The organism is Fictibacillus terranigra (assembly GCF_030412265.1).
Classification (GTDB): domain Bacteria; phylum Bacillota; class Bacilli; order Bacillales; family Fictibacillaceae; genus Fictibacillus_C; species Fictibacillus_C terrinigri.
Genome location: NZ_JAUHLN010000002.1, coordinates 1315942 through 1329881, shown reverse-complemented (window position 1 = coordinate 1329881; position 13940 = coordinate 1315942). Strand labels below are relative to the sequence as shown.

Below are 13940 nucleotides of genomic sequence, written 5' to 3'. Positions count from 1 at the left end.
GATTTATCTGTATTTGTACTTTAAATGGCAAAGGAGCAAGAACAATGAATGGGCTTAAAATAGATGAAGTAGCGAAACAGAGCGGGTTAACGAAGCGCACCATCCGTTATTATGAACAAATCGGCCTGCTTTCTTCGCCTCCTCGAAGTGAGGGTGGAATAAGGCTTTATTCAAAGGAACATGTGGAGTTCTTAAAGAAGATCACCAATGCAAAAGAAGTGATGGGCTTTTCCCTATCAGAGCTCCAGGAATTTATTACACTCAGTGACACCTTGGAAGCTCAAAGACACGATTACAGACAGTTCAAAGGAACGAACCAGCAAAAAGAAAAGCTGGAGAAAGTGTATATGACGGTAGAGGAGCAGTTAAAGCTGTTAGAACAAAAAAAGAAAAACATTATAAAGGTAGAGGAAGATTTGATGAATCTTAGGGACCGGGCAAAAGCCGCTCTGATCCGATTTGAACAGGAAAATAGTTAAAAGCAGGCAGAAAGCCTGCTTTATTGCACACTATAAAAAAATTACTGGTACTGCTTAATGACGTTTCCCTCTGCTGGGATTGGATGCTCCTTGAGCATTTTTGCAAAATGAATCAGGTTGTATGACATCATTTGGGCGTGCTGCAATGTAAATTCGTTTTCATACCCTTTGGCATCGATATAAGATGGGCCTGGTCCGGCTTCTCCTACCCAATACGTATCGACATTTGGAGGAACAGTAAAACCGATATGAGATAATGCATACACCACTGACCGGCTTACTTGCTTTGCACCGTCTTCGTTCCCTGTTACAACGACACCGCCGACTTTGTTGTAGAAGATATACTGTCCTTTGTCGTTCGTATCGATGCTCGCGCCATAAAGCCTCTCTATAAGAACAGTCGTCAGGCTGCTCTGCTGACCGAGCCAGATCGGGGAACCAATGATTAAAATGTCGGATTTCTTTATTTTTTCAAATATAATCGGCCATTCATCCTTATTGCTGATAGCATCTCCAGTTACTCCGTATTCAATCTTATAGTCTGCAAGGGTAACAACCTCTGTTACAATTTCTTCTCTATCAAAAATTTTAACCGATTCATCAATGAGCGCTCTCGTATTAGACGTCCGATTGCTTTTGTTGAGTGTACAGTTAATGATCAGTGCTTGAATGGACATGTTTTGATCTACTCTCCTTCTGTGCATTCTTATTTGAAACTGTACCCTTTTGATCCATCTGAAAACGTAAAAAAGCCTCGACGGCTTCTGGATCACAGAAACCGCCGGGCTTTTTATGTTTTATCAGTTCACTCCAACATTCGTCCACGCTGTTTTTACTGCTGTGTATTCCGAGCCAGTGCTGCCATACAGGTCTGCAGTTGCGCTTAATAATGCAGCACGTGCTCCGCTGAAGTTTGTTGTCGGGGTCATATAGCGAGTAAGTGCTCGCCCTTGGTTTTATGATAGCACAGCACGGGTTCATTGATATCAGGAAAAACAGAGCAGGTTACCGTGAATTTCAGATTGAAGTTTATACTTGTTTTCCCAAGTGTAAAGACAGAAAAAAAGGAGTATAATTTTGTGTCTAAAAATAAAAAAGCGAGAAAATTGTATTTCAAAACCATTACAATTCCCGTTTGGGGTGTGATGTAAACCTGAAAAATGTTATAATTTTAAGAATTAATAAAAAATTATTTGAGGCTATTCACCTTTTACTAGCTCCCTCTCATAATGGAAAGGGGATTGATGTTGATGAATCCATCAAAAATTCAGGACATGCTGCTTGATCTAAAAACAAAGCAATATGTTGAATCAGAAGTGACCCATACGTTAAGCCAAAATAGTGTCCCGCTGATCTCCATAAGCTACAGTAAATCCGACAATGTTTTTAAAATAAAATATCCCGACAACCATGAGATAGAGTTATACGCTAAGATCGAGTCGGCCATGGACGCTATCACCTCAGAGTTGAAAAGACATAAATGAACACCGCGATTGCGGTGTTTTTCTTTTGTTTACTCATTCCTATGGTTAAAGGGTATCTCTACTTTTGTACTATAAGGTATGGTATAATCACAGGAAAATTAGTAGAAAAGAAAGAGGCTGACAATGCTTACATTTTCAGAAAAAATAAATATTATTGAAGAAAATTTCCCTCAATTAACAAGGAAAGATATTTCACTAGGCCGCATCAATTACCACCTTGAGGAGAGCAACCGCGACAAAAAGATCGTGGTCCAGCATCTGCATCCAAACGGTAATGGATTTGTTTATGCGGGCTATCTGCCAAGAGGCGAGAAGAATGAAAAAGGCATGGTCAACATCCGGGAGTATTCAGGCGATGAGCTGATTAACATCATACAGAAAGCGATGGACTATTTATTGGAAGATAAAGGTGATTCTGAAGCGGGGTCCTTTCCTTCAGAACCAGAAAAAGAAAACTGGATTGGAGGAGCAGACCACGAAAAGCTTCTTCTCGTTCATGAGGATGAACTATGGAATATTTATGCAGGCTTAAATTTAGAAGCTGCGTTTGAATCGTATAAAGAAGCACATGACTATTTAGTGGAAGAAGGCTTTCAAAAAATATAAGCCAGCAATGGCTCTGTACTTAATGTAATCGAGGAGTTTATAGATGGACAAAAATCAAGAATTACATCAATTTCTTCTGAATAAAGCCAGAAATTTGACCGAGGAATGGTATGATTCGCTTGATAAATCGAACTCGACTGGTGTATACAGATCCAACGATCCCGAAGTAATAAAGACGCTGAAAGAACAAAATTATGAATTTCATATCCATTTATGCGACGTGCTTGTAAAGGACGAAGGAGCTTTCTTTAACGAATTTGATAAGTGGATTATTAAAATTGCAAAAGACAGTGAACATTTGAAAACACCCATTCATTACATTATTAAAGAATTCATGAGGGTACGGGAGCAGTATCTTAACTACATCAGTGAGTTTGTGTCGAATAATCCAGAAGAGATCAAACCGTCACAGATCGAAAAATGGAATCGGCTGATGGTTAAGGCTTTTGACAGTGTCATGCTGCAATTCATTGAGGAAACCCATAAATATTCCACCCACCGGCTGAATGCCCAGCAAGAACTGTTGAATGAATTGAGTTCACCCGTCATCTCACTAAATAATGATATGGCTTTACTGCCGCTTGTGGGTGATATTGACACGGCACGTGCTAAGTTTATTCTGGAGAATACGCTCAATCAGTGCGTACAAAAAGGAATTGGCCGCCTTTTTATTGATTTATCGGGTGTGGTGATGATTGATACGATGGTGGCTCATGAAATCTTCCAGCTGATCGATGCGCTTGATCTCGTTGGGGTGAAGACTACCCTTTCAGGTATTCGTCCGGAAATCGCTGCAACCGCAGTTCAGCTCGGCCTATCCTTTGACAGGGTTTCCATCACTTCTACATTAGCTCAGGCAATGGACTTTAATACCGCGCGGAAACAAAATAACAACTAATGTTTGGCAGGCAGCTTACGATTTGTAATGCTGCCTTTTTATTTGAGTTTCCAGGACAAAAGGGTATGATACTAAATAAAAGGAAGAGTTACAACAAAGAATATCAAGGAGGAATTATGGATCTGAAAGGAATTCACCACGTGTCGGCCATTACGGCATTAGCAGGTAAAAACTATGATTTTTATACGAAAGTCCTCGGAATGCGTCTGATCAAGAAAACGGTCAATCAGGATGACACATCTGTATATCATCTGTTCTATGGTGATGAAAAAGGGAACGCAGGCACTGAGTTGACGTTTTTCGAAATTCCAAGAGCAGGAAGGAATCACGATGGCGTTAACAGCATTTCAGAAATATCTCTTCGTGTCAGGAGCGATGAAGCACTGCAATACTGGAAAGCACGGTTCGAAGAGAAAAATGTGGAACACGAGGAAGTGTCTGAACGATTCGGCCGGCTGTCATTAGCATTTAAAGATCATGAAGGGCAGAGATTGCGCCTTGTTTCAGACGAAACAAATAATGGCGTCGCTGGCGGTACACCATGGATAAATAGTGTGGTTCCACAAGACGTCGGGATCATTGGACTCGGACCGGTCATGCTTACAGTTCGTACAAAGGAATTAACAGAGGAAGTCATTACCGAAGTTTTAGGGTTCAGAAAAAAAGGAGCTTATGCTTCTCCTTTTTCCGATCAGCCAGACATCCTTGTATATGAGACGGGAGAGGGCGGAACGGGGGCAGAACTTCATATAGAAGAGCGAAAGGACCTGCCTCCCGAACGGCTGGGAAGAGGAGGTGTTCACCATGTGGCATTCCGAGTGAATGATGAAGAGGAACTAAGGCAATGGATTAATAACATACAGGGAGCACGAATTCCGAATTCCGGCTTTGTAGACCGGTACTACTTCAAGTCGTTGTACTTTCGGGAACTCAATGGCATTTTGTTTGAATTAGCCACGGATGGTCCGGGGTTCGCCACGGATGAACACCTTGAACATCTTGGTGAATCACTGGCGTTGCCTCCTTTTCTCGAACCGAAGCGCCACGAGATTGAAGCTAAACTCCAACCTTTGGATACCAAATTGTCCTAAACTTCATGAAAGGCGTATGGGTTTCATTCCTTTGCATCATATTAACTAAGAAAAAACATTCTGCAAAGGAAGGTATAACTACTTATGGCAACAGTCCTTTATATTACTGCACACCCTCATGATGAAACACAATCCTACAGTATGACTGCAGGAAAGGCGTTTATTGAATCCTATAGAAATGCTAATCCAACAGATGAAGTCATTCACTTGGATTTGTACAAGGAAAATATCCCTCAGATTGACGCTGATGTTTTCAGCGGATGGGGGAAGTTAAGAACGGGATCAACGTTTGATCAGCTGTCTGAGAATGAGCAATCCAAAGTTCGAAGGCTTTCCGAACTGACCGACCAATTCGTGGCTGCGGACAAGTATATTTTTGTAACGCCGTTATGGAACTTTTCATTTCCTCCCGTCATGAAAGCTTATATTGATTCCATCTGTACTGCCGGGAAGACCTTTAAATACACAGAACAAGGCCCTGTAGGACTGCTGACGAACAAGAAAGCTCTGCATATCCAAGCTCGCGGAGGGATTTACTCAGAGGGTCCGGCAAAAGATTTGGAGATGGGGCATCGTTATATCGGAGTCATCATGAATTTCTTTGGTATTCCATCTTTTGAAGGTTTTTTTGTTGAAGGCCACAACCAGTTCCCTGACCGCGCGGAAGAAATTAAACAAAATGCCGTTGCAAGAGCGAAAGAACTTGCACTTAGTTTTTAGTAAAAAAAACGCGAAGGCACAGATGCTGCCTTCGCGTGTAGAATTTTATACGAGGAAAAAGCTTTCCTCTTCCTGCTTATCTTATGTATTAAAAAGTTCTCCTTTTAAAGCTTGAATATAACGTTCTGCTGATTTTTGGACCGACTCGGATGCTTTTTCCTGTACGACTCTGTGAAACGCATTGTACAAACGATGAAATGGAAGATCTTTAACATCCTCGGCGATCCGGCTGACAATGGAAGCCGGCAAAGGGATGAGGTTAGGATAACTGTACATAAAGCTGACCCAGCTGCGGTCAGCCGCCACCTGAATGACATCTCCAGTTAAGAGGACACCTTTTCGATTACTGCCTTCTGCCCAGTGCAGGACAGCACCCCCTTTAAAATGACCGCCCAATCGATGCAGAGTCAATCCCTCGCTAACCTCCATCCGTTCTCCGGTCCAAAATCGAATCCAATTGCTTGGACGGGTGACCCATTTTTTATCGTCTTCATGAATGTAGATCGGTGCATTGAACGCTTCTGCCCATTCCACCATAGTAGAATAATAATGGGGATGGGAAAGGGCAATCGCATCGATACCACCAAGCCGTTGAACCGCTTCAATCGTTTCGTCGTCCAAATAAGTCAGGCAATCCCATAATAGGTTAAAACCTTTGCCTTTAACGAGATAAGCGGTCTGAGAGATGGCAAAGTCCGGCTCTGTATGTATGCTGTACAGGTTTGGCTCATCTTCCTTAATGTTGTTGAAATAGTCCCCGTCCCTCATATCTTCGAGTGTTGTCCAATGTTGTCCGGCAGGGTTCACATATTGTCTCTCTTCGCTGCAGATCATGCATTCGGAAGGAGGCTGCTCAGATTGCGGGTACTGAACACCGCATGTGCTGCAAATAAACCTTTTCATACGATCAACTCCTAATCTTAATAAATCTTAATCATTTTTGCATACGCATCTTAAGGTTTGAGCGCTATGGTTATAGTAAAAAGTCAAACTAGCGGAGTGTGTAGAAGTGTACCTATCTTTTATTTCTCCATTACATCGGAAAGCCATGAACAGCCGGGGCTATTTTGCCCAGTTGTAAATTCCTGGCAGCTAAAATAATCAAAGATATTGATTTGTATTCGGCAACCTATATTATTGAACTTGACCGGGAACAGGGGTTTTTACGGACAGAATACTTGAAAAAGCGATGCCGAAAACTACAATTCTGATTATAGAATATAATCAGGAATTTTATAAGCGATTAGCAGAAAAATACAAGGGTGAGAAGAATCTCCATACTATAAATGGTTCGGCTGAGAATTTGAATCATTATATGAGGATAAACGATATCCCATATGCTGATGCCATTGTTCCTGATCTGCCGTTTGCCAGTCTGCCACAGGAAATGTCTGACTCCATTTTGGCTAGTATACAGCCTGCCTTTGTTTTCAGCTGCAACATGGTTAATGATGGAAATCAGCTGAAAACCATCAAACCTGGACGGGAGAAGCCAGGGATGGATAACCCTCTCCTTTTTATGTATTTTAGTATAGATACACCCTGGTCCTACAAACAATAGTAATAGACCAGGGGTGATGTGATGAGTGAAACAAGCTGCAATTCTTCTGCCGGCAAAAAAAGCAAAAGCGGTGACTTAAAATGGTGGCAGCTCTCTTTAATGGGAGTGGGCTGCACGATCGGTACAGGTTATTTCTTAGGGTCTTCCATTGGCATTATGATGACGGGACCTTCGATTGTTATCTCTTTTATCCTTGCAGCAATCGGTACCTATATTGTCTTTAATGTTCTCGCACAAATGACAGCAGAAGATCCGCAAAAAGGGTCTTTTTGCGCGTATGCAAAAAAAGCGTTTGGGCGCTGGGCTGGATTCAGCTGCGGATGGAACTATTGGATATCCAATATTCTTGTGATGGGGAGCCAGTTGACCGCACTTTCCATCCTTTCCCGCTTTTGGTTTCACAATGTGCCGTTATGGGTGTTTGCTGCAGGTTATGCCGTATTGGCAATCGCTGTTGTGCTCACAGGGACAAAAGGATTCGACAAAATGGAGGATATTCTCGCGATCGTAAAGGTAGCGGCAATCTTAATGTTTATTATTATAGCGGCAGCAACCCTGTTTGGATGGATTGACGGCGATGTGAAGAAGCCGGGGCTTCCGGACAGTTCGCAGGCGCTCTTTCACGATGGATTCAGAGGGTTTTGGTCCTCACTCATATACGCGTTCTATGCATTTGGAGGAATCGAAGTGATCGGTTTAATGGCTATGCAGCTGAAAAAGAAAGAGGATGGCCCAAAAGCAGGGAAAGCGATGATGATTCTGCTGACCGGGATCTATGTGTTATCCATGGGTCTTGCCGTAACGATGGTTTTTCAGCATGGATTTGATGATAAAGAAAGTCCTTTTGTTACCGCCTTAAGTGATTATCATCTTCCTTTTTTTCCCCATGTTTTTAATGGTGCCATTATCATTGCAGGATTTTCAACGATGACGGCTTCGCTGTTTGGAGTAACAAATCTTTTATGCACGATGTCTGAAGATGGGGATGCGCCTCATTTATTCAGCAAAAAAGTGAAAAAACTGAAGGACCTGCCCTTGGCATCCTTGGGGCTCGGAGCGGCTGGTCTGCTTGCATCGATCATCACTGCTTTGCTGCTGCCGGGAAAGATTTATGAATATATTACAACGGCTGCAGGGATATTGCTCCTTTATAACTGGCTGTTCATTATTTTTTCGTCCTTAAAGGTTCTTCAGCAAAAGGTGTGGGGCAAAGTATTCTCCTATTTAGGAATCGTGCTTCTCCTGGTGAGTATCAGTGGAACACTGGCTGAAAAGACCATCCGGCCCGGTTTATATGTGAGCCTGCTCCTCGTAGTCATCATTGGTGCCGCAGCCTTAATCATGCGGAAAGTGTGGAAAAGGCTGAAGCATAACCAGTAAAGAACTTTTTATTGGGACAGTTTGTCATAACCTTTCTTTTCTCTCGATATGTTTAATGTAGAGAATAAAGGGGGGATGAAATGGACAGGCAGACATGGGAAGACAGCGCAAGGTTTGAGCATGGATTTTGGCTTCAGATACTGGGTGATCATGCCCGCTTTTTAATGGATTCTTTAGCTCCAAAAGAAAGTAAAGAAGTGGAAACGGCCAGACAATACAAGAAGGCTTTTGACCAGCTGCTTGAGCAGTCAAAAGGAAACACAGATCTCAAAATACTTACGGCCAATGCGGCGGAAATGGCGTCATCTATTAGAGAATTCAAGCTCCATATTCTAAAGAGGCAGATGGATGGCAAGATTGCCATCCATCTCTCACCAACCTTTATTAATCATATGGTAAATGAGGTAGAAGAGTATATTGGAATTCTTAACTTCCTGAAATCCGAACAAATGCCGCCCTTATACCATGAACTTCATTACCACATGGTCTGGCTGCCGGATGCTTCAGGGCATGCAGGCGCAATTTCAGACACCCTTGATGCTGTGGAAAAAGAATTAAAGGCAAGAAGCAGGGAATATAGTGTCCACTTTGAACAGTTTTATATTAAAGCCGTTGAACTTGCTGGCTATCTGCGTACGAACCTGAAAGAATTCCCGGCTTTAAATCGTATGAACCAAGAGGTGAGGATAGAAATTGAACTGTTTCGGAGATTTCTTAAGGAAATAGAAGAAATGGAGCTTTCAAACGAAGTCCTCGGTACTTTTTCAGCTTTGATGGCAGATCACATGGCAAGGGAGGAGTGCTATTATCTGACCAAGGTTGCCCAAGCTGCAAAGATGCCCCAGCCAGTTTGCGACCCCACTAAACCACGGGTGGATGAGTGAAAAACCGTAAGTAAGCCTCTGCTAAGTAAAAGCTTAGTGGGGCTTTTTAGATTCCACTTTTCATTTTATAAGGATGAATCGTTTTTGGCAGACAAAAAATATACAGTACATAAATTTTAAAATTAAAAATGAACTTATTTTCTTTTTTAACGTCATTTAATTTGAAGACAATTCGTTGGGGAAGTTTGTCTAGAAGCGGGTGAATAAAGTGTGGACCACGAACTACAGCATCTAATCACAGACGCGAAAAAGGGAGATCAGGATTCCTTTACAAAAATCGTTCAGAAATATAAGAGGAAAGTTTACCGGCATGCCTTTGCGATGGTCCATGATCAAATGGAAGCGGAAGATATAACTCAGGAAGCTTTTGTAAAAGCATATTTTTCGCTTGATCAATTAAAACAGGAGTACGCCTTTGCCTCTTGGTTAACGAGGATCGTAACGAATCTTTGTTATGACCGGATAAAAAGGGCTGAAAAAACGCCGGTTCTTCATGCAGATCCGGCAAAAACGGAGGAACTGGCCAGCAATCGTTCTGAGGTTGAAAACGCTCATCTGAGAATGAATCTTCAGTATGCGATGAAAAAGCTTTCGCCAGAACATCGGACAGTGGTCGTTTTACGGGATATTCAAGGATTCTCGTATCAGGAGATTGCAGAGATTTTGGAAATACCGGAGGGAACTGTTAAATCCAGAATAAATGTGGCAAGAACAGAATTAAGGAGAGAACTCACGAGGGGGGATCGGGATGCATGACGAAATAAAAGAGCTTCTTTCTGCCTATGTGGATGATGAATTAAGCAGGGACGAACGCTTAAAGATTGAGGTGCATTGCAGGATCTGCGATGAATGCAGGGATGAAGTGCAAGAACTGATCGAGTTAAAAGAACAATTATACACCGCGTATGAGGTTCCAGTGCCGGAAGAATGGCAGATTGAACAGGCGGTTCTAGAGCAGATACAAGGGGAAAGCTCACCTGGACGGCTTCTCTGCTGGAAATGGATTGCTGCTGCAGGATTGAGTGCTTTATTGATCATCAATATCCTATGGACCTTGACACCTGTCCTGTTAAAAAGCATTCAGGTGGGAATGACTTTAACTTCCATTTCATATAGTCTGGTCCATTCTGTGTTTGCCGTTGCAGGAGGGCTTCCTAACCTGCTTGAAGTGATCCTGGTGCTTACTCTGATTATTTTAGCCGCTTCAGGATGGTCCGTACGGAGATTATTAAGCACAAAAACTTCAGGGTAGGGAGATCGGAAATGAAAAAGCTCGCATTGGTATTATCACTGATCATCTTGTTCTTCACCAGTTTGTCATTGGCAAGTCCAACTGCTTTTGCTGCACAAAGGAACATTATGAAATCAAGAGAAGTGGTCGTTCCCGTTAAACAAAGTGTCGAAAATGTCATTGTATTCGGACATGATGCGATTATTAAAGGGAAAGTAAAAACTGCAGTTATCGTTATTAATGGCGATGTAGAAATAAAACCGAATGCCAACGTAAGAGAGCTCGTTCTTGTCGTTGGCGGACGTGTTAAACAGGAGCCCGGTTCCAGCGTGACGCAGAATATTCTGTCCATTAATCTGAACAGCCCATCTCAGAACAGCCTTTTTCTTGGGGGAATGGTACTGATCAGCGGCTGGCTTTTGCGGTTCCTGGGAAGCATCGTTCTCGTTCTGTTAACGACTTTCGCGGGCCTTGCTTTAAATAAGAGGTTTAAGAACTACGAAGAAATGACGAAAGGAAAAGCGGCTCGTTTTGTTTTGTCGGGGGCCATTACAACCTTGGCGATTCTTATTCTAAGCCTGTTACTGGGAATTACCGTCGTCGGAATCCCCATTTCCATTATTCTTCTCTTGGTTCCTCTGATCTCGTTCATAGCCGGGATGGCATTGTTAAGCAAAGAGACGGCAAGCAGGATAGCCGGCCTGAACCATAAACCTTCATGGATCGTCTATTTAACCGGTGCTTTTCTGATCGTATCGGTTTTCAATTTTCCTGTCATCGGCGGTCTCGTCTTTTTTATTCTCTATTGTTTTTCCCTAGGAATGTCTATCCAATGGCTGTTCAGCAGATTGCGGCGAAAAAAATATAACGGGAGGTTTTAACTGACGTTAAGAACTTAATCCTTAACCTCATTGGGAACTCAACTCTTAATGAAGATTAAGGATTTTTTATTTTAAATGAACTTTTTCAGATCTTTCTCGTCTTTTACTGATGTAAGGACTTTTATTCCTAATTCATTATTATAAAAACAGGTGATAAAGAATGAAGAAAATATTATTTTTACCGTTTTTGCAAATGCCTTCGGGACATCATCAGGCTGCCGAGACTTTGATCGATATGTTGAAGATCAGAAAAAAAGATATGGTTTTAAAGAAAGTAGATTTACTAAGCTATATGAACGTCTCACTTGAAAAGATGGTGACAGGAACTTATCTCAAGTGGATTAAGCTGATGCCCGGAACCTATGATCTCGTTTATAAAAATTGTACCTATTCCACGATGCGAAAGGTTCATTCTTTCAAAGGCTATGAAATCTTGTTTCTGAAAAAAATGGAAAAGCTTCTGGAGGATGAACAGCCGGACGTGATCATTTGTACACACAGCATTCCATCGTATCTTGTGAGTGCTCTGAAGCGGAAAGGCAAGTGCGTAGTTCCAGTCATGAACGTGTACACGGACTTTTTCATCAACGACGTATGGGGCAAGGGAGAAATTGATTATCATTTCGTTCCTAACCGGGATATGAAATTAAAATTAATGACAGAACATCATATTAGCCAAGAAAGCATTATCGTATCAGGCATACCAGTGCATGAGCAGTTTATAAAAACAACCCAGCGTAAAAAAGACAACGGCCGCAGGAAAATTTTGATATCTGGCGGGAGCAGTGGATTAGGAGATATTTATGAATTCATAACTGCTTCCAGACTCGCCGGTGCCTTTGATTATTTTGTGTTATGCGGGAACAACCGCAAGCTGTATGAAAAAATCAAGCAGCTAGATTCGGATCATATTCTCCCTCTTCCCTATATCTCTTCCAGAAAAGAGATGAACGAATGGTACGACCGTGTGGATGCTGTCGTAACGAAGCCAGGGGGGATCACAGTCAGTGAAGCGCTTCAGAAAAACCTGCCGATCTTCGTTCATGCCGTACTTCCTGGACAGGAAGAGATCAATCTTCAATATTTGGAAAAAAAGAATTTGGTGTTTCGGCTTGAAAGATCTCTATCGATTGAAGAGCAGCTGCAAAAAGTGCTGGGCAATAAACCTGAACTGATAAAGTGGCACGCAGCTAAAAAAGCGTATGAAAAAGGGAGGGAAATGCTCTCGCCTGATCAGATGACTAAATTTATTCAGTCCTTAATGGAACCTTCGCTGTCTTTCACCCAGCATGCTTGATGAGGGGGATCCTTCTAAAAAACACCAGGACAGGAGCATAACCCATTCGTACACTAATAAATCCTCTTTCCTTACCGCTCGTTCATCTATAAAATGGTAAGGGAGGAGGATTTTCAGGTTTCATTGGTATGATGGGGAATATAAGGTGTAACAAGCATTCTAACCGGGAAGAATGAAGGTGAACTTATACATAACAGATAAAAAAGATTGAGAGTGAGGACGAAATGGGGCAGTTATTTAAACTATTAAAAACCGGAAACAAGTCCGCTTTTTTAGCGGCGATCGTAAACACGATCATTGCGATCATCAAAGGCGGCGCGTATTTTATGACGGGGAACGTCGCTATGTTCGCAGAGACCATGCACAGTCTTGGTGACGCAGCCAACCAATTCTTCGTTTTTATCGGATCAGCGTTAAGCAAAAGAGGAGCAACCGGACGTTTTCCAAACGGATTTGGCAGGCTGGTGAACCTTGTTCTGCTGGGTGCCGTACTTATTGTAGGAATCATGTCGTTTGAAACGATTAAAGAAGGCTTCACCCATATTCTTCATCCGGCCGAATCCACGGGATTTGTCATTAATCTGGTCGTACTGGGCGCAGCCGTGATCCTCGAAGGTTTTGTACTATTTAAAGCCATGAAAGAAATCATGCACGAAGCGGGGGATACATCGAGCGGTGCTGCTGTACTTGTTAAAAGTTTTGGGTATTTGCCAAAAGCAAAACCTGCTACAAAGCTTGTTTTTATGGAAGACATGGTCGCGACCGCCGGCGGACTGCTCGCCATCATCGCCATCATCATTTCCCATTACACCACGTTTCATCAGGCAGAAGGCATCGCCTCCATTCTCATTGGGCTCATGATGTTCTTTGTTGTCGGAAAGGTATTTCTTGATAACGCAGCAGGAGCCCTTGGGGAAGCAGATGAGGAAATGGAAGACAAAATAGGCGATTTGGTTTTGAGTGATCCTGATGTTAAGGATGTCGTCGACGTAACGGTGATTAAAGAAGGTGAAGATCTTCATGTTGAGCTGGAAGTGGAAGTCGATCCTTCTCTCACGGTTGCCCAGGCAGACGACATCAAGGACCGTCTGGAAGAGAAAATCTTATCAGAAAAAGGTGTAGCGGACGTTACGATTGAATTCGATGAGGACGACGGGGTGCAACAGTGGCCGGATCACCGCAAAAACAAGGCTGAAACTGAAAAATAAGCATAAAAGGATGGATGCCACCTAACTTTATGGTGACGTCCATCCTTTGTTTTTGTGTCGTTAGATAAATCAAAACATTCCTGGATAGCCGTAATATGGATAGAATACCTGCTGGCTTGGCTGTCCATGTCCGCCTTGCTGGGTCTGGCCCCCCTGCTCTTGTCCGCCAGGCATCCCGGGGAACAGTCCAGGCAGTTGAGGCAATTGCGGCATCTGTTGC

At 42.6% G+C, this 13940-nt stretch carries 16 protein-coding genes and 1 pseudogene; 14 read left to right on the top strand and 3 right to left on the bottom strand.

What is annotated here, in order from left to right:
* The first annotated feature begins 44 nt into the window (after nt 1–44).
* Nucleotides 45–479 (top strand): MerR family transcriptional regulator, encoded by a 435-nt coding sequence (locus QYF49_RS14830; protein WP_290400332.1) that lies wholly within the window; start codon nt 45–47, stop codon nt 477–479.
* Nucleotides 480–520: 41 nt separating this feature from the next.
* Here QYF49_RS14830 and QYF49_RS14825 read toward each other — a convergent pair whose 3' ends face one another.
* Both QYF49_RS14825 and QYF49_RS14820 read right to left on the bottom strand, forming a co-directional pair.
* Nucleotides 521–1156, bottom strand: coding sequence for a flavodoxin family protein (locus tag QYF49_RS14825; protein ID WP_290400331.1), 636 nt, complete (start codon nt 1154–1156; stop codon nt 521–523).
* Nucleotides 1157–1279: 123 nt separating this feature from the next.
* Nucleotides 1280–1414, bottom strand: a pseudogene (locus tag QYF49_RS14820) (M4 family metallopeptidase); the annotation flags it as partial.
* A 315-nt stretch (nt 1415–1729) separates the two neighbouring features.
* Here QYF49_RS14820 and QYF49_RS14815 point away from each other — a divergent pair.
* The 5 genes from QYF49_RS14815 (at nt 1730) to QYF49_RS14795 (ending at nt 5278) form a co-directional block, all read left to right on the top strand.
* Nucleotides 1730–1963, top strand: coding sequence for a hypothetical protein (locus QYF49_RS14815; RefSeq protein ID WP_290400330.1), 234 nt, complete (start codon nt 1730–1732; stop codon nt 1961–1963).
* A 123-nt stretch (nt 1964–2086) separates the two neighbouring features.
* Entirely contained in the window at nt 2087–2569 is a 483-nt protein-coding gene (locus tag QYF49_RS14810; protein WP_290400329.1) for a hypothetical protein, read from the top strand.
* A 43-nt stretch (nt 2570–2612) separates the two neighbouring features.
* Entirely contained in the window at nt 2613–3467 is an 855-nt protein-coding gene (locus QYF49_RS14805; protein ID WP_290400328.1) for an STAS domain-containing protein, read from the top strand.
* A 116-nt stretch (nt 3468–3583) separates the two neighbouring features.
* Nucleotides 3584–4558: a ring-cleaving dioxygenase gene (locus tag QYF49_RS14800; protein WP_290400327.1), complete on the top strand. Its 975-nt coding sequence runs from the start codon at nt 3584–3586 to the stop codon at nt 4556–4558.
* Between the two features lie 84 nt (nt 4559–4642).
* Complete coding sequence (locus tag QYF49_RS14795) at nt 4643–5278, top strand: FMN-dependent NADH-azoreductase (protein ID WP_290400326.1); 636 nt, start codon at nt 4643–4645, stop codon at nt 5276–5278.
* An 81-nt stretch (nt 5279–5359) separates the two neighbouring features.
* On the opposite strand, the gene QYF49_RS14790 is transcribed toward QYF49_RS14795, so the two are convergent.
* Nucleotides 5360–6181, bottom strand: coding sequence for an MBL fold metallo-hydrolase (locus QYF49_RS14790; protein WP_290400325.1), 822 nt, complete (start codon nt 6179–6181; stop codon nt 5360–5362).
* A gap of 286 nt (nt 6182–6467) precedes the next feature.
* Between QYF49_RS14790 and QYF49_RS14785 the strand changes: the two genes are divergently transcribed.
* From QYF49_RS14785 to QYF49_RS14750, 8 genes are all read left to right on the top strand, one after another.
* Nucleotides 6468–6839: a hypothetical protein gene (locus QYF49_RS14785; protein WP_290400324.1), complete on the top strand. Its 372-nt coding sequence runs from the start codon at nt 6468–6470 to the stop codon at nt 6837–6839.
* Nucleotides 6840–6860: 21 nt separating this feature from the next.
* On the top strand, nt 6861–8219 hold the full coding sequence (locus tag QYF49_RS14780) for an amino acid permease (RefSeq protein WP_290400323.1): 1359 nt from the start codon (nt 6861–6863) through the stop codon (nt 8217–8219).
* An 80-nt stretch (nt 8220–8299) separates the two neighbouring features.
* Entirely contained in the window at nt 8300–9103 is an 804-nt protein-coding gene (locus QYF49_RS14775; RefSeq protein ID WP_290400322.1) for a DUF2935 domain-containing protein, read from the top strand.
* A 210-nt stretch (nt 9104–9313) separates the two neighbouring features.
* A complete protein-coding gene (locus tag QYF49_RS14770; RefSeq protein WP_290400321.1) occupies nt 9314–9859 on the top strand; it encodes an RNA polymerase sigma factor in 546 nt (181 codons plus the stop codon).
* Nucleotides 9852–10355, top strand: coding sequence for an anti-sigma factor family protein (locus QYF49_RS14765; RefSeq protein ID WP_290400320.1), 504 nt, complete (start codon nt 9852–9854; stop codon nt 10353–10355). The genes QYF49_RS14770 and QYF49_RS14765 overlap by 8 nt, the downstream gene beginning before the upstream one ends.
* 11 nt (nt 10356–10366) lie before the next feature.
* Nucleotides 10367–11215: a hypothetical protein gene (locus QYF49_RS14760; RefSeq protein ID WP_290400319.1), complete on the top strand. Its 849-nt coding sequence runs from the start codon at nt 10367–10369 to the stop codon at nt 11213–11215.
* Between the two features lie 160 nt (nt 11216–11375).
* Nucleotides 11376–12512, top strand: coding sequence for an MGDG synthase family glycosyltransferase (locus QYF49_RS14755; RefSeq protein ID WP_290400318.1), 1137 nt, complete (start codon nt 11376–11378; stop codon nt 12510–12512).
* A 224-nt stretch (nt 12513–12736) separates the two neighbouring features.
* Nucleotides 12737–13720 (top strand): cation diffusion facilitator family transporter, encoded by a 984-nt coding sequence (locus QYF49_RS14750; protein WP_290400317.1) that lies wholly within the window; start codon nt 12737–12739, stop codon nt 13718–13720.
* Nucleotides 13721–13940 lie beyond the last annotated feature (220 nt).